Source organism: Mesorhizobium sp. M0715, from assembly GCF_040320355.1.
Lineage (GTDB): Bacteria > Pseudomonadota > Alphaproteobacteria > Rhizobiales > Rhizobiaceae > Mesorhizobium.
This window is the reverse complement of record NZ_JAMYPL010000001.1, coordinates 97,660-119,850: the sequence shown is the minus strand read 5'-3', so window position 1 is coordinate 119,850 and position 22,191 is coordinate 97,660. Positions and strand designations below refer to the sequence as shown.

The 22,191-nt window shown below is 63.6% G+C and carries 19 protein-coding genes; 15 read left to right on the top strand and 4 right to left on the bottom strand.

What is annotated here, in order from left to right:
• The first annotated feature begins 21 nt into the window (after nucleotides 1-21).
• The 13 genes from NKI21_RS00545 (at nucleotide 22) to NKI21_RS00485 (ending at nucleotide 12,171) form a co-directional block, all read left to right on the top strand.
• A complete protein-coding gene (locus NKI21_RS00545) occupies nucleotides 22-1,833 on the top strand; it encodes a DNA polymerase III subunit gamma/tau (protein WP_128305646.1) in 1,812 nt (603 codons plus the stop codon).
• A gap of 30 nt (nucleotides 1,834-1,863) precedes the next feature.
• Nucleotides 1,864-2,187 (top strand): YbaB/EbfC family nucleoid-associated protein, encoded by a 324-nt coding sequence (locus NKI21_RS00540; RefSeq protein ID WP_013527931.1) that lies wholly within the window; start codon nucleotides 1,864-1,866, stop codon nucleotides 2,185-2,187.
• A 27-nt stretch (nucleotides 2,188-2,214) separates the two neighbouring features.
• The gene (locus NKI21_RS00535; RefSeq protein WP_127293990.1) at nucleotides 2,215-2,604 is read left to right on the top strand and encodes a hypothetical protein; all 390 of its coding nucleotides are present in this window, start codon (nucleotides 2,215-2,217) and stop codon (nucleotides 2,602-2,604) included.
• The gene (locus NKI21_RS00530) at nucleotides 2,582-2,950 is read left to right on the top strand and encodes a hypothetical protein (protein ID WP_352610764.1); all 369 of its coding nucleotides are present in this window, start codon (nucleotides 2,582-2,584) and stop codon (nucleotides 2,948-2,950) included. Before NKI21_RS00535 ends, NKI21_RS00530 begins: the two co-directional genes overlap by 23 nt.
• Complete coding sequence (locus tag NKI21_RS00525) at nucleotides 2,877-3,809, top strand: cell wall hydrolase (protein ID WP_128305644.1); 933 nt, start codon at nucleotides 2,877-2,879, stop codon at nucleotides 3,807-3,809. The genes NKI21_RS00530 and NKI21_RS00525 overlap by 74 nt, the downstream gene beginning before the upstream one ends.
• Nucleotides 3,810-3,921: 112 nt before the next feature.
• Entirely contained in the window at nucleotides 3,922-4,527 is a 606-nt protein-coding gene (recR, locus tag NKI21_RS00520; RefSeq protein WP_128305643.1) for a recombination mediator RecR, read from the top strand.
• 194 nt (nucleotides 4,528-4,721) lie between these two features.
• Nucleotides 4,722-5,999, top strand: a complete 1,278-nt coding sequence (locus tag NKI21_RS00515; RefSeq protein ID WP_128304321.1) for a lytic murein transglycosylase — start codon at nucleotides 4,722-4,724, stop codon at nucleotides 5,997-5,999.
• 262 nt (nucleotides 6,000-6,261) lie between these two features.
• Entirely contained in the window at nucleotides 6,262-7,905 is a 1,644-nt protein-coding gene (locus tag NKI21_RS00510; protein ID WP_128304322.1) for an ABC transporter substrate-binding protein, read from the top strand.
• Nucleotides 7,906-7,923: 18 nt separating this feature from the next.
• Nucleotides 7,924-8,991 carry an ABC transporter permease gene (locus NKI21_RS00505; RefSeq protein WP_128304323.1) on the top strand — a complete coding sequence of 356 codons (1,068 nt, stop codon included), beginning with the start codon at nucleotides 7,924-7,926 and terminating at the stop codon, nucleotides 8,989-8,991.
• A gap of 298 nt (nucleotides 8,992-9,289) precedes the next feature.
• Nucleotides 9,290-10,216 carry a nickel transporter permease gene (gene nikC / locus NKI21_RS00500; protein WP_352864087.1) on the top strand — a complete coding sequence of 309 codons (927 nt, stop codon included), beginning with the start codon at nucleotides 9,290-9,292 and terminating at the stop codon, nucleotides 10,214-10,216.
• Nucleotides 10,213-11,058 (top strand): ABC transporter ATP-binding protein, encoded by an 846-nt coding sequence (locus NKI21_RS00495; protein WP_031213315.1) that lies wholly within the window; start codon nucleotides 10,213-10,215, stop codon nucleotides 11,056-11,058. Before nikC ends, NKI21_RS00495 begins: the two co-directional genes overlap by 4 nt.
• Nucleotides 11,055-11,804 carry an ABC transporter ATP-binding protein gene (locus tag NKI21_RS00490; protein WP_352864084.1) on the top strand — a complete coding sequence of 250 codons (750 nt, stop codon included), beginning with the start codon at nucleotides 11,055-11,057 and terminating at the stop codon, nucleotides 11,802-11,804. Before NKI21_RS00495 ends, NKI21_RS00490 begins: the two co-directional genes overlap by 4 nt.
• Before the next feature lie 37 nt (nucleotides 11,805-11,841).
• Nucleotides 11,842-12,171, top strand: coding sequence for a hypothetical protein (locus NKI21_RS00485; protein ID WP_023811428.1), 330 nt, complete (start codon nucleotides 11,842-11,844; stop codon nucleotides 12,169-12,171).
• Here NKI21_RS00485 and NKI21_RS00480 read toward each other — a convergent pair.
• The 3 genes from NKI21_RS00480 to NKI21_RS00470 are packed head-to-tail and all read right to left on the bottom strand — an operon-like array spanning nucleotide 12,168 to nucleotide 17,475.
• The gene (locus NKI21_RS00480) at nucleotides 12,168-15,263 is read right to left on the bottom strand and encodes an efflux RND transporter permease subunit (RefSeq protein ID WP_023811427.1); all 3,096 of its coding nucleotides are present in this window, start codon (nucleotides 15,261-15,263) and stop codon (nucleotides 12,168-12,170) included. The genes NKI21_RS00485 and NKI21_RS00480 overlap by 4 nt on opposite strands.
• Nucleotides 15,260-16,339, bottom strand: a complete 1,080-nt coding sequence (locus NKI21_RS00475) for an efflux RND transporter periplasmic adaptor subunit (RefSeq protein WP_352864078.1) — start codon at nucleotides 16,337-16,339, stop codon at nucleotides 15,260-15,262. The genes NKI21_RS00480 and NKI21_RS00475 overlap by 4 nt, the downstream gene beginning before the upstream one ends.
• Nucleotides 16,336-17,475 carry an efflux RND transporter periplasmic adaptor subunit gene (locus tag NKI21_RS00470; RefSeq protein WP_352864075.1) on the bottom strand — a complete coding sequence of 380 codons (1,140 nt, stop codon included), beginning with the start codon at nucleotides 17,473-17,475 and terminating at the stop codon, nucleotides 16,336-16,338. Before NKI21_RS00470 ends, NKI21_RS00475 begins: the two co-directional genes overlap by 4 nt.
• A 243-nt stretch (nucleotides 17,476-17,718) precedes the next feature.
• Between NKI21_RS00470 and NKI21_RS00465 the strand changes: the two genes are divergently transcribed.
• A complete protein-coding gene (locus NKI21_RS00465) occupies nucleotides 17,719-18,996 on the top strand; it encodes a 4-aminobutyrate--2-oxoglutarate transaminase (protein ID WP_352610760.1) in 1,278 nt (425 codons plus the stop codon).
• A 115-nt stretch (nucleotides 18,997-19,111) separates the two neighbouring features.
• Here NKI21_RS00465 and NKI21_RS00460 read toward each other — a convergent pair whose 3' ends face one another.
• On the bottom strand, nucleotides 19,112-20,365 hold the full coding sequence (locus tag NKI21_RS00460) for an NAD(P)/FAD-dependent oxidoreductase (RefSeq protein WP_352610759.1): 1,254 nt from the start codon (nucleotides 20,363-20,365) through the stop codon (nucleotides 19,112-19,114).
• A 433-nt stretch (nucleotides 20,366-20,798) separates the two neighbouring features.
• Here NKI21_RS00460 and NKI21_RS00455 point away from each other — a divergent pair, with 433 nt between their 5' ends.
• A complete protein-coding gene (locus NKI21_RS00455; protein WP_352864072.1) occupies nucleotides 20,799-22,088 on the top strand; it encodes an imelysin family protein in 1,290 nt (429 codons plus the stop codon).
• Nucleotides 22,089-22,191 lie beyond the last annotated feature (103 nt).

Genomic DNA, 22,191 nt, shown 5'->3' with positions numbered 1-22,191 from the left:
CATTTGGAGCTTTACGGGCGTATGAGCGAAGCCGGAAATTCGGGACCAAAAAGCCTGGAGATAGGCAAGGCCGCCGCCTATCGCGTGCTGGCGCGCAAGTACCGTCCTTCGAACTTCTCCGAGCTGGTCGGCCAGGAGCCGATGGTGCGCACCCTCACCAATGCCTTTGCCACCGGCCGCATCGCCCAGGCCTGGATGCTGACCGGGGTGCGCGGCGTCGGCAAGACCACGACGGCGCGCATCCTCGCGCGGGCCCTGAATTATAAAACCGCTGATATCGACCAGCCTTCGGTCGACCTCGCGGTGCTCGGCGAGCATTGCCAGGCGATCATGGAGGGCCGCCATGTCGACGTCATCGAGATGGACGCCGCCTCGCATACCGGCATCGACGACATCAGGGATATCATCGAGCGCGTGCGCTATGCGCCGGTGTCGGCCCGTTACAAGGTCTATATCATCGACGAAGTGCACATGCTGTCGACGCAGGCCTTCAACGGCCTGCTGAAGACGCTGGAAGAGCCGCCGCCGCACGTCAAATTCATCTTCGCCACCACCGAAATCCGCAAGGTCCCGATCACTGTCCTGTCGCGCTGCCAGCGCTTCGACCTGAGGCGCATCGACGCCGGCGCGCTGGTCGCGCATCTCGGCTCGATTTCGGCCCAGGAAGGCATTGCGGTCGACGACGACGCGCTGGCGATGATCGCGCGCGCCGCCGAAGGCTCGGCCCGTGATTCGCTCTCCATCCTCGACCAGGCGATTGCCCATGGCGCCGGCACTGTCGGTGCCGCGGCTGTGCGGGCGATGTTGGGACTTGCCGACCGCGCCCGCATCGTCGACCTGTTCGAACATGTGATGAAGGGCGATGTGGCGGCAGCGCTCGGCGAATTCCGCGCGCAATACGACACCGGCGCCGATCCGGCAGCCGTGCTGACCGATCTTGCCGAGTTCAACCACCTCGTCACCCGGCTGCGTTTCGTGCCGACGGCCATCGAGGATGCCTCGCTGTCCGAGGACGAGCGGCAGCGCGGCGCCGATTTCGCAAGGACGCTGTCGGTCAGGGTGCTGTCGCGGACATGGCAGATGCTGCTCAAGGGCATTCCCGAAGTGCAGTCCTCCAACCGGCCGGTCAGTGCCGCCGAAATGGTGCTGATCCGGCTGGCGCATGCCGCCGACCTGCCGACGCTGGACGAGGCGTTGAGATCGCTCGAGGGCGGAGCGTCGGTCCAAAGCGGCGCGCCGCGCCCGAATGGCGCGCCTGCAAGTTCCGGCAACGGCGGTGGCGCCGGCGCGGTGGCGCAGACGCGCATGCCCGCCGGTCCTGGCGGTGCGCAGACCATGCGGCTGGTCGAAGCCTCGCCTGCTGCCGTTGCCTACGTCGCTCCTCCGGAGCCGGCCATGGAATCGGCGCCGCTGAAATCGCTGGCCGACATCATTGCGCTCGCCGATGCGCAGCGTGACATCGCCTTCAAGGTGCTGGTCAAGAGCTGCATCCGGTTTGTGCGCATCGAGCCCGGCCGCATCGACGTCGGCCTGACCGGCGATGCGCCCAAGATGCTGCTCAACGACCTGACGACGAAATTGCGCGCCTGGACCGGCCGCAGCTGGCTGGTCTCGCTGTCGAAGGAAGAGGGCGGCCAGACGCTCGCCGAAATGGAATCGGCCAAGCGCGAGACGGCTTTTCTCGATGCCAAGAGCGACCCGACCGTGGCCGCTATCCTGGCGCGCTTTCCCGGCGCCAAGATCATCGACGTGCGCATTCCAGACGCGCCGGAAGCCGAAACGACAGAGGCTGAAGTGCCGGTCGAGCCGCCGGCTGACGACGATGAACCCTAATCCAGCCACGAATCCGCAAAGGACCCGACCATGAAAGATCTTCTCGGCCTGATGGGCAAGGCGAAGGAAATGCAGGCCAAGTTCCAGGCCATGCAGGACGAGATCGCCACGCTGGAAGCGTCCGGCCAGGCCGGCGGCGGCCTGGTCAATGTGACGCTGACCGGAAAATTCGAGATGAAGTCGCTGAAGATCGATCCGTCTCTGTTCAAGGAAGACGATGTCGAGATCCTGGAAGACCTGGTGCTGGCCGCTCACAACGACGCCAAGACCAAGGTCGAGCAGATCATGCAGGAAAAGACCAAGGCGCTGACCGCAGGTCTGCCGATCCCGCCGGGAATGAAACTGCCCTTCTAGCATTCGGCGTGCGCGCCCATCATCGACATGACCGAAGAGCCCTCCGAAAGACTGATCGAGCAGCGTATCCGCAACAGGATCTACGAGATCCTGGAAATCCTGGCCGATTGTGACGACGGCGTCGATCTCGTCGGCATCAAGGGTTATTTCTATCTGTTCGAGGATTTCGTCCATCGCCCTTCGATCGAAGCCGGCACATCGGCGCTTTCGAAGGACGAGCGCGCGATCGTGCTGGAGATCGCCGAATTCCTGGAGGCGGCAAGCGAGACAAATCCGGACTTCACCAAGGCTGAGTTCATTGACAGCGACTGGCCGGGAAAGATCGCCCCGACGGCCAGGGAGGCGCGGACGCTGTTCCTCCGGCGCGGCCTGTTTTCGGAGAAGGTCGAGGAGCTTGAGCCTGGCCAGCGGCCGTGATTGCGGCCGGGCTGCAGACCGGTTCCAGGAGAAATTAACAGCGTTTGCCCGGGAAAAGCGCGTAGTGCTTTCCCTTGGGGCAATTGCGGCGAAACAAAGAGAGAGAGGTCATCGCCTTTGTGAAATGATGGGTGCGATCTATCTGGAAAACCAGGAAATTGTGCCAATTTGGCAACAGCGCGTTGTTAATAACGTTTTGGCCATCATTTTGCCCGAAAGTGTCTCATTCTTGCCGCAGCCTGGGGGCGGGCACGAAGTGAGAGGGTTACCTGTTGATTTCTACGCGATGGAAGACGCCGCTGTTGCTCGGCGCCGTCATTTCACCCCTGTTTTTGGCTGCCTGTAGCCAGACCACTTCACACGGCATGTCCGTCGCCAGCCTGACCGACGCCATCACGCCGGGTTTCCTGAGCTCCCGGGCGTACAGCCACACGCCGAAGGACAAGGAATGCCTGGAACGGGCGATGTTCTTTGAATCCAACCGCTCGAGCCGCGACGGCATGATCGCGGTCGGCACGGTGGTGATGAACCGGCTGCGCTCCGGCAAGCACGGCAGCACCATCTGCGCGGTGGTGGGCGAGCGCGGGCAGTTTGCCCCCGGCGTCATGACAAGGCCGATGAATTCACGCGCAATGCCCGATGTCGAGGAAGCCGCCGACGCGGTGCTGAAGGGGGAGCGCAAGTCCAAGCTCAAGAACACCATGTTCTTCCACACCGCCGGCCTACGCTTCCCCTACAAGAACATGCACTACACCATGGTTGCCGGCGGCAATGCCTTTTACGAGAAGCGCGGCCGCAACTGGCAGCCGCTGCCGGACGAGCCGCAGGTCGCCATTGCCTCGGCGGCGCCGCAGAAGCCGGCGGAGCCGGTGACGATGGTCGCGTCCGCCGAGCCGGTGCGTCCGGCCAAGCCGGCCACCGTCCGGTCCGCTCCTGCCCAACAGACCTATATGACCGCGGCCGCCGCGCCGGCCGCGAAATCTGCGCGTGTCTCGGCGGAGCCGACGGTGGTGGCGATGCAGGAGCCGATGGAGGAACCGGATGCCGCCCGTTTTGGCGGAACCTTGAACACAAGGACGAGGGTCATCTCCTCGGTCGAGGAAGCGCCGCAAGAGGCGTCTATGGGTTTCCAGTCGACGCCTGAGAACACCGACGCTGTCGGCGCGATGATCGTCAGCCAGGGCCGGCCGCTCGAAACCAACTGATCTGCTCTCCATGATCCCATGGGCCCCGCCCATTTTGGTCCGCCAAGGCCAATATGGCGGTCATGCGTATGCGGATGTTCCAAAGCGCTCTGAAAAATCCTAGATCAGAGCGATGTCGAAGCGAATCGCCGGTCCCGAGATCGAACGTCTGATCCAGCTCCTGGCCAAGGTGCCGGGGCTGGGTCCCCGTTCGGCCAGGCGTGCCGCCCTTCATCTGATCAAGAAGAAGGAGCAGCTTCTGTCGCCGCTGGCCGCCGCCATGGCCGAGGCGGCCGACAAGGTGCGCATCTGCTCGACCTGCGGCAATGTCGATACATCGGACCCTTGCATGATCTGCACCGATCCGCGCCGAGATGCCGGCACCATCATTGTCGTCGAGGACGTCTCCGACCTGTGGGCGCTGGAGCGCGCGGCGGCGATGAATGTGCGTTACCACGTTCTCGGCGGCACGCTGTCCCCGCTCGACGGCATCGGCCCCGAGCAGCTCAACATGCGCTCGCTGATCGACCGCGTCGCCGGTGGCGAGGTCAAGGAGATCATCCTCGCCGTCAATGCTACGGTGGAGGGCCAGACGACCGCGCATTACCTCACCGATCAGCTGTCCGGCTTCGATATCAAGGTGACACGACTGGCGCATGGCGTGCCTGTCGGCGGCGAACTCGACTATCTCGACGAGGGCACGCTGGCCGCGGCGCTGCGCTCGCGGACGGCGTTTTGACAAAGTTGCGGCAGAGGATGCGGATCATGATTGTTGCGCATCCGTCGAGGCTGGTGCCAAGCACCCCCCTCTGTCCTGCCGGACATCTCCCCCGCAAGGGGGGAGATCGGATGTCATCTTTGTTTTCGCAAATCGCCGACATTGCAACAAGAGCGCCGCCGATGAAGCGGCCAATCTCCCCCCTTGCGGGGGAGATGTCCGGCAGGACAGAGGGGGGTGTGAAGGAACGCAAACCTCTCAGATTGGCTCTGTTTTCCTTTTTTGCAGTTCTTCTCGCGGTCCTCCTTTCCACCCCCGCCTCCGCCGCAAAGATCGACGACCAGTTTCGCGCCTGGCTGCAGAACGACCTTTGGCCGCAAGCCAGGGCGAAAGGCATTTCCAAAGCCACCCTCGATGCCGCCTTCGACGGCATCAATCCCAATCTGAAGCTGCCCGACCTGGTCAAGCCGGGCGATAAGGCGACCACGCCGCAGAAGCAGCACCAGGCCGAATTCGGCTCACCCGGCGCCTATTTCGCCGAGAAGACGGTTCGCGCGGTGACGGCGGGCGGCCGGGCGCGCGAAGCCACCAATGCCAGGACACTTGCATCTATCGAAAAGCGCTACGGCGTGCCGGGCGAAGTGCTGCTGGCGATCTGGGGCCGCGAGACCGGATTCGGCGCGGCGAAGATGCCCTACGACGCCTTCGAAGTACTGGGCACCAAAGCGTTCATGTCGACCAGGAAGGACTTCTTCCGCACCGAACTGCTTGCTGCACTCGAGATCGTCGAGCGCGGGCTGGCTCCGGTCGGCGCGATGAAATCGTCCTGGGCCGGAGCGCTCGGCCAGCCGCAATTCATGCCGACCTCGTTCCTGAAACATGCCGTCGATTTCGACGGCGACGGCCGCGCCGACATCTGGAACTCGACGCCGGACGTGCTGGCCTCGATCGCCAATTATCTCGTCCACTATGGCTGGGTAAAGGGCCGTGGCTGGGGTTTCGAGGTGATGGTGCCGGAAAGCGTTTCCTGTTCGTTGGAAGGCCCGGACCAGGGCAAGAAAATCTCCGAATGGGCGGCAATGGGCGTTAGGCGCGTCGGCGGCAAGCCGTTTCCAGCGAGTGAGATGAAGGCCGAAGGCTTCCTGCTGATGCCGGCAGGGCGCAGCGGTCCGGCCTTTATCGCCACGCCCAATTTCTACGTGCTGAAGCAGTACAACACCAGCGACCTCTACGCGCTGTTCATCGGCCATGGCGCCGATCGCATCGCCCATGGCGATTCGAATTTTGCCGGCAGCTGGGGCGCGGTCGGCGGGCTCCACCGTTCGGACATAGCCGCTCTGCAACGCGCGCTGGAAGCCAAGGGCTATGACGTCGGCAGCGCCGATGGCCTGCCCGGCTTCAAGACCCGCCGTTCGATCGGCATTTGGCAAGCCAAGAACGGCCGCGCCGCCACCTGCTTCCCTGACACCAGCCTGGTCGCGGCGCTGAGATAGCCGCGACATTCGCCAGATTATCCTCGATCGGCAGCCTCGATTGGCTGGCCGATGCGTCGACATCCCACCGGCCTTTCTGGCCCATTGAGCCATCGTATAAATGCTCGTTGCCCGCCACGAGGCTGCCGGATATGGTGTTGACCAACTGGACAAAAACCGCAACGGTAAGAGATCACTGGGGCCTTCTCCAGGCCCGAAAAGAATTGCACAACCCTGAGCCGGGAACTCAGGTCAACAAACAACAAAACAGGGAACAATCACGATGATGATGGAAAAGTTTGCTCTACGCTCTCGCTTCCTGCTGGCGGGTGCAGCCATGTCCGCGCTGCTTCTGGCCGGCGCGCCCGCCGGTGCGGTCACGCCCGCCGACACGCTGGTCGAAGGTTTCGCGATCGACGACATCATCTCCATGGATCCGGGCGAGGCGTTCGAGCTGTCGACCGCCGAGGTCACCGGCAACACGTATGATCTGCTTGTCCGTCTCGACCTCAGCGACACCTCCAAGGTCAAGGGAGACCTTGCCGAAAGCTGGACCGTCTCCGATGACGGCCTGACCTACACATTCAAGCTCAAGCCCGGCCTGAAATTCGCTTCCGGCAATCCGATCACCGCGGCCGACGTCGCCTGGTCGTTCGAACGCGCCGTCAAGCTCGACAAGAGCCCGGCCTTCATCATCGGCCAATTCGGCATCAGCGGCGACAACGTCGCCGAGAAGGCCAAGGCGGTCGACGAGACCACCTTCCAGTTCACCGTCGACAAGGCCTATGCGCCGAGCTTCGTGCTGAACTGCCTGTCGGCAACGGTTGCATCGGTGGTCGACGCCAAGCTGGTCAAGGAACATGTCGCTGCGGTGACGCCGAGCGCCGACTACAAATGGGACAATGATTTCGGCAATGCCTGGCTGAAGACCGGCTATGCCGGCTCCGGCGTCTTCAAGCTGCGCGAATGGCGGGCCAATGAGGTGGTCGTTCTCGAGCGCAACGATAATTACTACGGCGAGAAGGCCAAGCTTGCCCGCGTCATCTACCGCAACATGAAGGAAAGCTCGGGCCAGCGCCTGGCGCTCGAGGCCGGCGACATCGACGTTGCCCGCAATCTCGAGCCGAACGACCTCGACGCCATCGCCAAGAACGCCGATCTCATCTCGACCAGCGCGCCGAAGGGCACGGTCTATTACATCAGCCTCAACCAGAAGAATGCCAACCTCGCCAAGCCCGAGGTCCGCCAAGCCTTCAAATACCTGGTCGACTACGATGCGCTGAGCTCGACGATCCTCAAGGGCATCGGCGAAATCCACCAGACCTTCCTGCCCAAGGGCGTGCTCGGCGAATTGGATGAGAATCCGTTCAAGTTCGATGTCGCCAAGGCCAAGGAATTGCTGGCCAAGGCCGGTCTGCCCGACGGCTTCAGCGTAACCATGGACGTACGCACCGGTCAGCCGACGACCGGCATGGCGGAATCGATCCAGCAGACGCTCGGACAGGCCGGCATCAAGCTCGAGATCATCCCAGGCGACGGCAAGCAGACGCTGACCAAGTACCGCGCCCGCAACCACGACATCTATATCGGCCAGTGGGGCCAGGATTATTTCGATCCGAACTCCAACGCCCAGACCTTTGCCTCGAATCCGGACAACTCGGATGCGGGTAAGTCCAAGACGCTGGCCTGGCGCAATGCCTGGGACATTCCGGACCTGACCAAGGAGACGGAAGCAGCGCTGCTTGAGAAGGACGCCGGCAAGCGCGCTGACATGTACAAGGACCTCGAGAAGAAGATCCTGGACACCAGCCCCTTCGTCGTCATCCACCAGCAGCTGGAAGTGGCCGGCCTGCGCAAGAACCTCAAGGGCTTTGCCCTCGGCCCGAGCTTCGACAGCAATTTCGTCGGGCCGGTGTCCAAGGAATAGTGCTCGCGGACACGCCGCATGAGCACGGTTGAAAAGGAAGTGGCGGCGGGGCGCGGCAGCGCCCGTGCCGTCGCTATTGCATCATCGCTTGGCCGTTTCCTGGTCATCGCGATCACGACCTATCTTGGTCTGCTCGCGGTCACCTTCTTCATCGGTCGCGTCATCCCGATCGACCCGGTGCTGGCGGTGCTCGGCGACCGGGCGCCGGCCAATGTCGTCGAGCGCACGCGCCGCGAGATGGGCCTCGATTTGCCGCTGGTCGAGCAGTTCTACATCTATGTGAAAAATGCCCTGAACGGCAATTTCGGTGTCTCTGTGCTGACCACCAATCCTGTCATGACCGACATTCGCCGGGCGCTTCCGGCCACGACGGAACTGGCGACGCTGGGGACGCTGATCGGCGCGCTGTTCGGCGTACCGCTTGGCGTGCTGGCCGCGGTCAGGCGCGGCAGTTTCATCGATCAGATCGTGCGTATCATCGGCCTGATCGGCTATTCCGTGCCGATCTTCTGGCTGGGACTGCTGGCGCTGGTGCTGTTTTACGCCAAGCTGCAATGGGTTGCCTTCCCCGCGCGGCTCGACATCGTCTACGAATACACCTTTACGCCGATCACTGGCTTCTATCTCCTCGACTCTGCGATGCAGGGGCAGTGGGACGTTTTTTACGACGCCTTCCGCCACATCATCCTGCCGGCCTCGCTGCTCGGCTATTTCTCGCTCGCCTATATCAGCCGCATGACGCGCTCGTTCATGCTCAACGAATTGTCGCAGGAATATATCGTCGCGGCGCGCGCCAAGGGCCTGTCGGAAACCCGCATCATCTGGGGCCACGCGCTGCGCAATGCGGCGGTGCCGATGGTGACGGTGATCGCGCTCTCCTATGCCGGGCTGCTCGAAGGTTCGGTGCTGACCGAGACCGTCTTCTCATGGCCGGGCATCGGCCTCTACATCACCAACTCGCTGCAGAACGCCGACATGAATGCGGTGCTCGGCGGCACCATCGTCATCGGTTCGGTCTTCATCGCCATCAACCTTCTGTCCGACCTTCTGTATCGGGTCCTCGATCCGAGGACGAAGGTTCAATGAGCAGAGGTATTCCACTTTCGGGCCTAGAGCAGTTCACCGTTTCACGGAAACGGCTACCCGCTCTAACTCCTTGTTTTTACGCAATTCCGGACGGAAAACCGTTTCACACTTTTCCTGGAATTGCTCCAGCTGCGGCCAATCACCCCCACTCCGGCCCTTCGGGTCACCTCTCCCCCTGCCCGGGGGAGAGGAAAAGCCGGTCGCACGCTTCGCGCCTTTCCTCTCCCCCGTCGAGCGGGGGAGAGGTGGTCTGCGAAGCAGGCCGGAGTGGGGGTCGACAGCTCCAAGAGGCATCATCATGACCGCCTCCGACGCCCGTCCTCTCTCTCGTCGCGACTGGCTGCTCAGCGAGCGGCCGGCCTCGCGCACCCAGGCGAGGCTCGGCCGCGCCTATGTGGCGTGGCGGCGCTTTTCCGCCAACCGGCTGGCCTTTCTCGGCCTGCTCATTATCATTGCCTTGCTGATCGTTGCCGCCCTTGCCGGTATGCTGGCGCCTTATTCTCCGACGTTCGGCGACCTGAAGAACGCGCGCCTGCTGGCGCCGAGCACCGAGCACTGGTTTGGCACCGACGATCTCGGCCGCGATATCCTGTCGCGCATCCTCTACGGCTCGCGCTGGACCCTTTATGTGGTCATCCTGGTCGCCATCATCGCGGCACCGATCGGCCTTCTGGTCGGCACGGTGGCCGGCTATGCCGGCGGCTGGACCGATGCCATCCTGATGCGCATCACCGACATCTTTCTCGCCTTTCCCAAGCTGATCCTGGCGCTGGCGTTTGTTGCAGCACTTGGCCCCGGCATCGAGAATGCGGTGCTGGCCATCGCCATCACCTCATGGCCGCCCTACGCCCGCATCGCGCGGGCAGAGACGCTGACGGTGCGCAATTCCGATTACATCAAGGCGGTGCAGCTGATGGGCGCCTCGCCCTTCCGCATCGTGCTGCGCCATATCATGCCGCTTTGCATTTCGTCCCTGATCGTCAGGGTGACGCTCGACATGGCCGGCATCATCCTGACCGCCGCCGGGCTCGGTTTCCTCGGCCTCGGCGCGCAACCGCCGCTGCCGGAATGGGGCACGATGATCGCGTCGGGGCGCCGCTTCGTGCTCGACCAGTGGTGGGTGGCCGGTGCGCCGGGCTTCGCCATCCTCATCGTCAGCCTCGGCTTCAACCTGCTCGGCGACGGCCTGCGCGACGCGCTCGATCCCCGCAGTGGTGACCAATGAGCAGGGAAACGAAGACGCTGCTCGAGGTCGACGATTTGCGCGTCACCTTCCCGACCCGCACCGGGCTGATCGAGGCGGTGCGCGGCGTCTCCTTCTCGCTCGGCCGCGAACGGCTCGGCATCGTCGGAGAATCCGGCTCCGGCAAATCGCAGACCGGCCGCGCCATCATGGGCCTGACGCCGCCGCAGGCGCGGATATCGGCCAACAAGCTCGCCTTCGACGGCATCGACCTGCTCAGCGTCTCGCCGCGCGAACGCCGGGCGCTGCGCGGCAAGCGCATCGCCATGATCCTGCAGGATCCGAAATACTCGCTCGACCCGGTGATGAGCATCGGCCGCCAGATCGTCGAAACGCTGCGCACGCATGAAAAGGTCGGCAAGGCCGAGGCGCGCGACCGCGCATTGGCCATGCTGGAGGCGGTGCAGATCCGTGATCCCTCTCGCGTCTTCAACCTGCATCCGCATGAAGTGTCCGGCGGCATGGGCCAGCGCGCCATGATCGCCATGATGCTGATCGCCGGTCCGGAAATGATGATCGCCGACGAGCCGACCTCGGCGCTCGACGTCACCGTGCAGCTTGATGTGCTCGGCATTCTCGACCGGCTGGTCAGTGAGCGCGGCATGGGGCTGATCTTCATCTCGCACGATCTGCGCCTGGTCTCATCCTTCTGCGACCGCGTCATCGTCATGTATGCCGGCAAGGTGGTCGAGCAGCTCAAGGCGTCCGAACTCGGCCATGCCCAGCATCCCTACACGCGCGGCCTGCTCAATTGCATGCCCAAGATCGGAGCCGACCGCCACCCGCTGCCGGTGCTCGACCGCAAGCCGGAGTGGGCGGCATGACTTCTGCGATTGCCGTCGACAGGCTGGAAGTGATCTTCGACCGTTTTCGCGCACTGAAGGGCGTCAGCCTCGACGTGCAGCCGGGTGAATCCTTTGGCCTGGTCGGTGAATCCGGCTCCGGCAAATCGACGCTGCTTCGGGCCATCGCCGGCCTTGCGCCGGTCGCATCGGGCAGCATCGCCGTCAACGGCAAGATGCTCGGCGCGCGCCGCGACAAGGCCTTCTACCGCGAAGTGCAGATGGTCTTCCAGGATCCGTACGGCTCGCTGCACCCGCGCCAGACCGTCGACCGCCTCCTGCAGGAGCCGCTTGCCATCCATGGCTTTGCCGATGGCGAAAAGCGCATCCAGCGGGCGCTCGACGAGGTCGGGCTGGGAAACGGCTTTCGCTTCCGCTATTCGCACCAGCTCTCTGGCGGCCAGCGCCAGCGCGTGGCGATTGCCCGTGCCCTGATCCTCGAACCTTCGATCCTGCTGCTCGACGAGCCGACCTCGGCGCTCGATGCCTCGGTGCAGGCGGAAGTGCTCAACCTGTTGGAAGAGGTACGCAAGCGGCGCAAGCTGACCTTCCTGATGGTCAGCCACGACCTCGCCATCATCACCCATATGTGCGAGCGGCTGATGGTGATGCAAAGCGGCGAGGCGGTGGAGAATCTGGCGGCGGCAGACCTTGTCGAACGCCGCGTGACCAAGGATTATACGCGCAATCTGTTGCGGGCCAGCGACGGGTTTGTGAGAACCGGTTGAAATCTTTGCCACATGACCACTGGTTCAGGGAATTCCCATGGAGGAATGGAAGTTTGCAGATCCACCCAATGTCGCGGTGTTTTTGGACAGAGGCATAGTCACCCGCGGTGATTGGATTGCGTACGTTGTGCATGACGATGACGACGGTAGTTGGCAATTCCACAACAGCGAAACTGGACTTGTTGGCGAAGGCGAAATTATGATCGTCAGCTTGCAAAATGTTTTGCGGCGGGATGAAAGCATCCTGGAATTGGCCGACTTACCAGAGGGTTGGCATGCCTGGCGCAGCTCAAAATCGGCACCATGGCAACGCGCCAAGTCGCGCCAACACCCTCCAACGACAATAACTGATCCGGCAAAGCCTTAAGTCTGAGCTTGCACCGGTTCGCCGCTCTCCACGGGTGGGTCTTCCCGATCTTTCGGCTCCTTGATCCTGAACCACGTCACATAAAGCGCCGGCAGGAACAGCAGCGTAATCGCCGTGCCGGCAATGATGCCGCCCATCATGGCATAGGCCATCGGGCCCCAGAACACTTCGCGCGCGATCGGGATCAGCGCCAGGCTGGCGGCGGCCGCCGTCAGCGCGATCGGGCGCATCCTGTGTTCCGTCGCCTCGATGACGGCCGCCCAGCGGTCCTTGCCTTCTCGGACGAGATCCTCGATCTGCACGATCAGGATGACCGAGTTGCGGATCAGGATGCCGATCAGCGCCAGCACCCCGAGGATGGCGACGAAGCCGAGCGGCGCGCCGCTCGGCACAAGGGCCGCCACAACGCCGATCAGGCCGAGCGGCGCCACCGCCACCACCAGGAACAGGCGCTGGAAACTCTGCAATTGCACCATCAGGATCGTCGCCATGACGAACAGCATCAACGGCACGACGGCGGCGATCGGTCCTTGGCTTTTGGCACTCTCCTCGACCGAGCCGGCGGTAGCGATCGAATAGCCCGGCGGCAGGTTGGCGGTGAAGGCGTCGACCGAGGGCTTCAATTCGTTGACGACGGTGGCCGGCAGCACGTCGCCGACCAGTCCGGCGCGCACGGTGATGGTCGGGATGCGGTCGCGTCGCCACACCGTTGGCTGCTCCAGATCGTAGCGGAAGTTGGCGACGGCCGCGAGCGGGATCGCCTCGCCGGTACTGGTCGGCAGCTGCATGTTCTGCAACGTTTCGATCGAGCCGCGTTCGGACCCACGCGAGCGCGCCACGACATTGATCAGATAGGTGGCGTCGCGCACCTGCGTGATGGTGGCGCCGCCGACCGTACTGTTCAGCGCGCTGGCGATGTCGGAGGAGGTGATACCGAGCTGGCGTGCCTTGTCCTGTAGCACGTCGACCCTCAGCACACGCTGCGGCTCGTTCCAGTCGAAGGTCGGCGCGGCTAGCTTCGGATTGGCGGAGATGACACCGGCGAATTGCTGCGCCAGTTCGCGCACCGTCTGGATGTCGGGACCGCCGATGCGATACTGCACCGGGCGGCCGACCGGGGGCCCGAGTTCGAGCGGCTTGACGAAGGCGTCGGTGCCGACGAACTCCTCGCGCAGCAGTTTTTCAAGCGCCGGCTTGACCCGGTTGCGGGCCGCGATGCTCTTGGTGACGATGACGGTCTGGCCGAAATAGGGGTTGGCCGGCTGCACGTCATAGGCGAGCACGAAACGCACCGCGCCCTGGCCGATATAGGACGAAAAATGGTCGATGTCGGGATTGCCGACCAGCGCCCGCTGCTCGAACCGCTCCATCTGGTCGCGCGTATCGGCGATCGAGGCATTCTGCGGCAGGTTCCAGTCGACGATCAGCTCCGGCCGGTCCGATGGCGGAAAGAACTGCTGCTGCACCAGACCGAAGCCGGCGATCGAGCCGGCAAACAAAAGCACGGTGACGATGATGGTCAGCCAGTGATGGCGCACCGAGCCGACAAGCACGCGCCGGAAAAGCGAGGTGAAGCGGCCGGGCTGGTCGTGATGCTTGGTTTTCATCGTCGCCGGCAGGATGGTGACGCCGAGCAGTGGCGCAAACAGCACCGCCACGACCCATGACACCAGCAGCGAAACGGCGATGACCACGAACAGGGTGAAGGTATATTCGCCGGCGGCGCTGTTGTTGAGGCCGATCGGGATGAAGCCGGCGACCGTCACCAGCGTACCGGTCAGCATCGGAAAGGCGGTCGATGTGTAGACATAGGTCGCCGCCTTGCGCAGATTGTCGCCGACCTCCAGCCGCGCCACCATCATCTCGACCGCGATCATCGCGTCGTCGACCAGAAGCCCGAGCGCGATGATCAGCGCACCCAGGGAAATACGCTGCAGCGAAATGCCGAGATAGGCCATGACCGTGAAGGTGATGGCCAGCACCAGCGGGATCGACAGCGCCACGACGAAGCCGGCGCGCATGCCGAGGCTGATGAACGACACCGCGAGCACGATGGCGACCGCCTCGAACAGCGCGCGCGTAAAGCCCGAGACGGCCTCCTCGACAATGACCGGCTGGTCGGCCACCAGATGCACGCCGACACCGACCGGCAGGTCGGCCAGCACCTTGTCCATCTCCTTGTGCAGCGCCTCGCCGAATTCGAGCAGGTTGGCGTTGGGTTTCATGCCGATGGCGAGCCCGATCGCGTCCTGGCCGTTGAAGCGGAATAGCGCCGTAGGCGGATCGACATAGCCGCGCGTGATCGTCGCCACGTCGCTGAGGCGGAAGAAGCGGTCATTGACGCGCAGATTGATGGCGCGCAGGCTGTCCTCGGAGGTGAACTGCCCGCCGACACGCACGCTGATGCGCTCCGGCCCGGACTGAATGACGCCGGACGGCGTGATCGCGTTCTGCGCCTGCAGGCTCGCCACGATCGCTTGCTGGTTGAGGCCGAGGGCGGCGATCTGGCGGGTCGAGAATTCGAGATAGATCGCCTCGTCCTGGGCGCCGACCAGGTCGACCTTGCCGGCGTTGGGCACGGTCAGGATTTTTGTTCTGGCGTCCTCGACATAGTCGCGCAACTGGCGCGGCGTCAGCCCGTCCGATGTGAAGGCGTAGATGTTGCCATAGACGTCGCCGAAGCGGTCGTTGAAGAACGGTCCCTGCACCCCCTGCGGAAACTGCGCCCCGATGTCGTTGACCATGTTGCGCACCTGAATCCAGTTCGGCACGACATCGCGTGCCTTGGTGGTGTCCTTCAGGTTGACGAAGATGACGGTCTGGCCGGCCGTGGTGACGGACTTGGTGTAGTCGAGGCTGTCGAGTTCCTCGAGTTTCTTCTCGATACGGTCGGTCACCTGCTGCACGGTTTCCTTGACCGAGGCGCCCGGCCAGTTGGCCTGGATGATCATCGTCTTGATGGTGAAGTTGGGGTCTTCTTCACGGCCGAGATTGAGGTAGGAGAACACGCCAGCCACGACGAAGACCAGCATGAAATACCAGACCATGGAGCGGTGGTTGAGCGCCCAGTCGGAGAGATTGAAGCCTTTCATGAGGCGCCTCCCTCGAGCACTTTCACCTTCTGGCCTTCGCTCAGGCTGTGGACACCCGCCGTGACGACACGCATGCCGGCGACAAGCCCTTCGGCCACGGTGAAGATAACGCCATTCTTCGACGCGATCTTGATGTCGCGTGCGTTCACGCTGGATGTCTGCGGGTCGACGATCCACACTTTCGCGGAACCGTTCTTTTCGAACAGCGCCGACATCGGCAGTTCGATCGTCGGTGCCACCTTGGTCACGCGGGTCGCCGTTACCGTCGAGCCGAGCCGGAAGGCCTGTGGCGGATCCGTGAGCGTCAGCTTGACGCGCCGCGTGCGGGTCGAGCCCTCGGATTGCGGTGCGATCTCGCGCAGCTTGGCCCCGGTCTGGATCGTCGGCAGCGACTGCAGGATCACCTGGAAGGGCGTGCCGGCCTCAAGATCACCGGTCAATTGATCGGGAATGTCGACCACCGCCTCGCGCAGGTCCGAACGCGCCACGGTGACGATGGTCTGGCCGGGCGAGACCGTCTGGCCAACTTCGGCGCCCACCGCGGTGACGACACCGTCGAAATCAGAGAACAGCCTGGCATAGCCGAGCTGCTCCTGCGATTTGGCAAGCGAAGCCTTGGCCCGCTCGACACCTGCCTCCGCAGCTTTGCGCGCCTGCTGCGCGGCATCGAAGACAGCTTGCGTGGCGTTGGCCGAGGCGAGCAACTGGCGCTGCCGTTCCTCGCTGGCGGCGGCGTTGGCGAGCTGCGCCTCGGCATTGGACAGTTCCGCCTTGGCCGCCTGCAGGCCCAACTCCAGCGCGGTCGGATCGAGTGCCGCTATCGTCGTGCCCTTGCTGACGATGTCGCCGACCTGGACGTCGCGCGAGACGACCCGCCCAAGCAGGCGGAAGGCCAGGTCGGCGCTGACCTGCGGTTCGACGGATCCGGCAAAACCGAAGATTTGCGTGGTGCGCGGCTCGATCACCATCGACAGCACCGGTCGGATGATCTCTGGCGGCTTTTCCTCCGACTTGGAGCAGGATGCCAGCGCGCCGAGCATGAGCACGCCGAGCAGGATGCGTGGCGTTCGGCTCATTGGCCCGCTCCCGATATTTCGATCGTCTGTCCAGGGCTGAGCAGCTGTCCTCCAGCGGTGACGACGCTCTGGCCCGCGTCCAGCCCCTTGGCGATCACGACCGTGCCCGAATTGAACGCCAGCACTTCGACCGGCGCCATCGTCACAGCCTTGGTCGAGGGATCGACGATCCAGACCGCCGGCTTGCCGCCGCTGGACGTCAGCGCCTGCCAAGGCAGCAGGATCGCCTTCGCCGGTTTGGCGCTTACCGAGCCGATGACGGCTGCCCCCAGCGGCATGCCGGCGGGCGTGTCGGGAATGGCGACTTTGACCCGGATCGAGCCCGAAGCCGGGTCGACCGCAGGCGAGATTTCGCGGACCTTGCCCGTCGCCCTGACCTGCGGATCGGACAACAGCGTGATCGTCACCGCAGGCGATGCCGGTGTCTTGGCGATCAGCGTCTCCTGCACGTTGAATACCGCGTCGCGGTCCCCGTCCTCGGCGACGGTGAAGACGGTTTGCGCGGCTTGCACCACTTGGCCGGTTTCGACTTGGCGGGCGGTAATCACGCCGGCGGCACCGGCCTTGAGTTCGGTGAAGGACAGGTTTTGCTGGGCGTTGGAGAAAGCGCTCTGCGCGGCATCGACGCTGCCTTGTGCCATCTTCAGGGCCCGGTCCGCGGCGTCATAATCGCGCCTGGTGGTGAAACCCTGGGCGAGCAGCGTCTTCTGCCGTTCGAAGGCGGCGGCGGACTGGGTCAATTGCGCCTGTGCCGCGTCGAGATCGGCCTGCGCCGAGCGCAAATCGGATTCCTGCTCCTGCGGATCGATCCGGGCAAGCACCGTGCCTTGATCGACATGCTGGCCGACATCGACAAACCGTTCGGCGACGCGACCGCCGACCCGGAACGACAGATTGTTCAGCGTACGCGCCGCGATCACCCCGGTCAGCGAGGTCCTTGGCGCATAGTCGGCCATCGCCACCGTTTCGGTGCGCACCATGATCTGCAGTTTCTTGTCCACCGCTTCCTGCTTCTGGCAGCCGACCAAAAGCAGCGCAGCCGTGCAGGCGAAAAGCGCCGGGGCGGCTGGAAAAGACAAAAGACCGGGAGCTTGGACCGACGGCTGCGAGACGGGCGAAGTCACGTTCCTGCTCATGGGCTCCCCCGGCCGCGGCGGCTCGCTGGTCGCGATGCCTCGTGGACATCCAGAGGATAGTCGATCCCCGGGAAAAGGAAACCGGTCTCGTACGTGTATCGCCTGACTGGTTAAGCGCGGGGATCTGCCCACCGCAGGCCCAATCGCCTGCCGGTGGTGCCGACTTGAGGAAAACGTGAAATAAGGTCAGAAGATGTCTCAACGGCATCAAACAGGACGGGCGCCGGCCCGGTGAGGGATACGATGAAGAATTCAGCCATTTCCGAACGCAAGAACCAATCGATTTCCCGCGGTGTCGGCATGACCACGCAGATCTATGCCGACCGGGCTGAAAATTCGGAAATCTGGGATGTCGAGGGGCGTCGCTATATCGATTTCTCGTCGGGCATCGCCGTCGTCAACACCGGGCATCGCCATCCCAGGGTGATCGAAGCGGTCAAGGCACAACTCGACCGCTTCACCCACACCTGCCACCAGGTGGTGCCCTATGAGAGCTATGTGCGCCTGGCCGAACGGCTGAACGGCATGCTGCCCGGCAAGTTCGAGAAGAAGACGATCTTCGTCACCACCGGGGCGGAGGCGGTAGAGAACGCCATCAAGATCGCCCGCAATGCCACCGGCCGTCAGGCGGTCATCGCCTTCGCCGGCGGTTTCCATGGCCGCACCTTCATGGGCATGGCACTGACCGGCAAGGTCGTGCCCTACAAGGTCGGCTTCGGCGCCATGCCGGGCGATGTCTATCATGCGCCGTTCCCGGTGCCGCTGCACGGTGTCTCGGTCGCCGACTCGCTGGCGGCGCTCGACCGGCTGTTCAAGGCCGATGTCGATCCGGCCCGCGTCGCCGCCATCATCATCGAGCCGGTTCAGGGCGAGGGCGGCTTCTACGAGGCGCCGCGTGACTTCCTGGTTGCGCTGCGCAAGCTTTGCGACCAGCACGGCATGCTGCTGATTGCCGACGAAGTGCAGACCGGCTTTGCCCGCACCGGCAAGATGTTTGCGATGGATCACCATGAGGTGGCGGCCGACATCACCACCATGGCCAAGAGCCTGGCCGGCGGTTTTCCGCTGGCGGCGGTCACCGGCCGCGCCGAAATCATGGATGCGCCCGGCCCCGGCGGGCTAGGCGGCACCTATGGCGGCAGCCCGATCGGCGTTGCCGCCGCGCACGCCGTGCTGGACGTGATCGAGGACGAAAACCTGTGCGACCGCGCCAACACGCTGGGCGCAAGGCTGAAGCAGCGGTTGCAGTCGATCCGCGACGACGTGCCCGAGATCGTCGACATCAGAGGCCTCGGCTTCATGAACGCGGTCGAGTTCAACGACGTCAAGAAGGGCCTGCCGTCGGCCGAGATCGCCAATGCGATCCGGTTGAAGGCGCTCGACAAGGGCCTGATCCTGCTGACCTGCGGTGTCTACGGCAACGTCATCCGCTTCCTGGCGCCGATCACCATCCAGGACGAAGTCATGAACGAAGCACTCGACATCCTGGAAAGCTCGATCCGCGAAGTCTGCGCCGCCTGAACTTCTACCTCCCCCTTGTGGGGAGGTCGGACCGAAGGTCCGGGTGGGGCGCCTCGCGCAGACCCCACCCCGCTGCTTCACAGCGACCCTCCCCACAAGGGAGGGTAAGCGGGGGCTAGCCCGCAGCCCTGGCAGGCTCATCCTGCTGAAACGCGGCCAGCGCCGCCTTCAAACCGTCAGGTCCCTCAGCAACCGTTTCCGGCGTCGGCGAAAAGCCGGCGCCGAGCATCTTGCGGCCAAGCATGTGGTCGCCGGGGCGGTTGACCGATTCGATGCCGAGCAGCCGGTCGCCGGCATAGTGGTAGATCGAGAATTTGTTTTCGGGCAGGTCGCCCAGCACGACATGGCTGTCGCCGCCGGCGGTCAGGCCGACCATCTGCAATTTCATGTCGCCGATGTCCGACCAGAACCATGGCACCGCCGAATAGGCGTCGGTGTGGCCTGATATCGTGCGCGCGGCAAGCCGCGCCTGATCGGTGGCGTTCTGCACCGATTCCAGCCGCACGTCGCCGCCGGTGAACCAGTGACGGTAGGAGGCAGCATCGCCAATGGCGAGAATCTCCGGCATCGACGTGCGCATCTGATGATCGACGCGGATGCCGTTGGCGATGCCGAGGCCTGCAGACTGCGCCAGTTCGACATTCGGCATGGCACCAATGCCGACGATGACCATGCGCGCCGGCAGCCTTTCGCCTGACGAGGTGATGGCGGCCGTGACATGACCGTTTTCGCCATCGAGCCTGGCGATCGAGGTGCCGGTGAGAATGCGCACGCCTGTCGCTTCCAGCCGTTGCCGGACGTGGCTCGCCACCACCGGCGCCACGGCGCGGCCGAGTAGCCGGTCCACGGCCTCCACCACTGTCACCGTGCGGCCGGTGGCCCGCAGTGTGGCTGCTATCTCCAGCCCGATGAAACCGCCGCCGAGGATGACGATTTCGTCGCTTTGCGCGCTGAGGTCGCGGATCAGCCGCGCATCGGCCAGCGAGCGCAGCGACAGCACGCCGGACAGGTCCGAGCCGGGCAACGGCAGGGTGCGCGGGCGCGAGCCGGTCGCCAGGATCAGGTGATCAAAAGCAAGCGCGCCACCGCCTGATATCTCCAGGCTGCGGCGCTCGGCATCGATGCGATCGATCCTGACGCCAGGCCGGTAATCGATGGCGCTGCCGGTGTAAAAGGCCTCGCCGCGCAAGGGTTGCGGCTTGGCCTCGGCATCCTTGATGAAAGTCTTCGACAGCGGCGGCTTGTGATAGGGAAGTTCGTCCTCATCCCCGACGAGGATCACCGGCCCGTCATAGCCGTCTTCGCGCAGACTGGCGGCCGCTTGCACGCCCGCATGACCCGCGCCGACAATGACCACACCGTTCTTCATCGCATTCCAATCCCGCTTCTATCCTAGGATGTCTCGCCAAGTGGCAATTGTCTGGTGCCGCCGCAAGAGAGCTTTTGCGGGTCGCACCCGGAATGGCAGCTGTCAATCGTACAGTTCAACGGCAAGACCGGTGCAGAAAGACGCATAAGTTGACAGTCGTAGTTTAGAATAATTCTAAACTGTTGTTTCAATTGACTTTTCCAACGGATTGTCATTGACATCCGACGATGTCGCAGCTTTATGGAAGCTCGCGCGTCAGCGCATCCCTTTAATGTCTGGGCCTTGAACCCTTTCGATTGGAGGCATTTTGGTGTCTTTCTTCCGCGAACCGCGCGCTAGCGCGGCATCTCTTGCGCCCAATGGCCCGCAGATGGCCTGGCGCCGGTTGCTGTGCGCGCCGTTTACAGAATTTCCGAGAAACTGGAGAGTGATTATGACAGCACGATATGGCAGCAGGCTTGCGGCGATCGGCGCCACTGCCCTGCTGACGGCGGCGGTATTCGTGTTGCCGGCAAAGGCGGAAACCGATGCAAAGGCCGTCATCAAGACCTATTCCGACATCGCGCTCGCCAAATATGAGGATTCGCTGACCACCGCGCAGGCGCTCGACAAGGCGGTCGACGCGCTGCTCGCCACGCCATCGGCGGAAACCCTCAACGCTGCCCGTGACGCCTGGAAGGCATCGCGCGTTCCCTACCAGCAGACCGAGGTCTACCGCTTCGGCAGCAAGATCGTCGACGACTGGGAAGGCAAGGTGAATTCCTGGCCGCTGGATGAAGGTTTGATCGACTACACCGCCAAGAGCTACGGCACCGAATCGGACGCGAATGCGCTCTACACGGCCAATGTGATCGCCAACAAGGAGATCGAGATCAACGGCAAGAAGGTCGATGCATCGAAGCTTTCGCCGGAATTCCTCTCCGGCACGCTGCAGGGAGCCGGCGGCATCGAGGCCAATGTCGCCACCGGCTACCACGCCATCGAATTCCTGCTCTGGGGCCAGGACCTGCATGGCACCGGGCCGGGTGCCGGCGAGCGCCCCTATACCGACTACGACCTCCAGAACTGCACCGGCGGCAATTGCGATCGCCGCGCCGAGTATCTGAAATCGGCCAGCGACCTTCTGGTTTCGGATCTTCAGGAGATGGTCGGCAACTGGAAGGAAGACGGCGCCGCCCGCAAGGCTCTCGTCGATGGCGAGCCGAACACGGCGATCTCGACCATCTTCACCGGCATGGGCTCGCTGTCCTACGGCGAACTGGCCGGCGAGCGCATGAAGCTCGGCCTGCTGCTGCATGATCCGGAAGAGGAGCACGATTGCTTCTCCGACAACACGTACAATTCGCATCTCTACGACGCCATCGGCATTCGCGCGGCCTATCATGCGAGCTACACGCGTCTCGACGGCACCGTCGTTTCGGGTCCCTCGGTGGCCGATATGGTGAAGGCGGCCGATCCGGCGATCGACAAGGAACTGTCTGACAAGCTCGATGTTTCGGTCGCCAAGATGGAGGCGATCAAGGCGCGTGCACTGGCCGGCGAGGCCTATGACCAGCAGATCGCCGAGGGCAACATTGAGGGCAACGCCACCGTGCAGGCGGCGATCGATGCGCTGATCGATCAGACCAAGTCGATTGAGCGCGCCGTCGGCTCCTTGAAGCTCAGCACCATCGCCTTCGAAGGGTCCGATAGCCTCGACGCGCCGGACAAGGTGTTCAAGTAAGGGTCGAAAGACAGGTGACTGATCCGGGAGCCGGAAAACCGGCTCTGGAACGGCCTCCGCTAGAAAATCAAGCCACACGGCGCGGGAGACGCCGTCAGCCAGC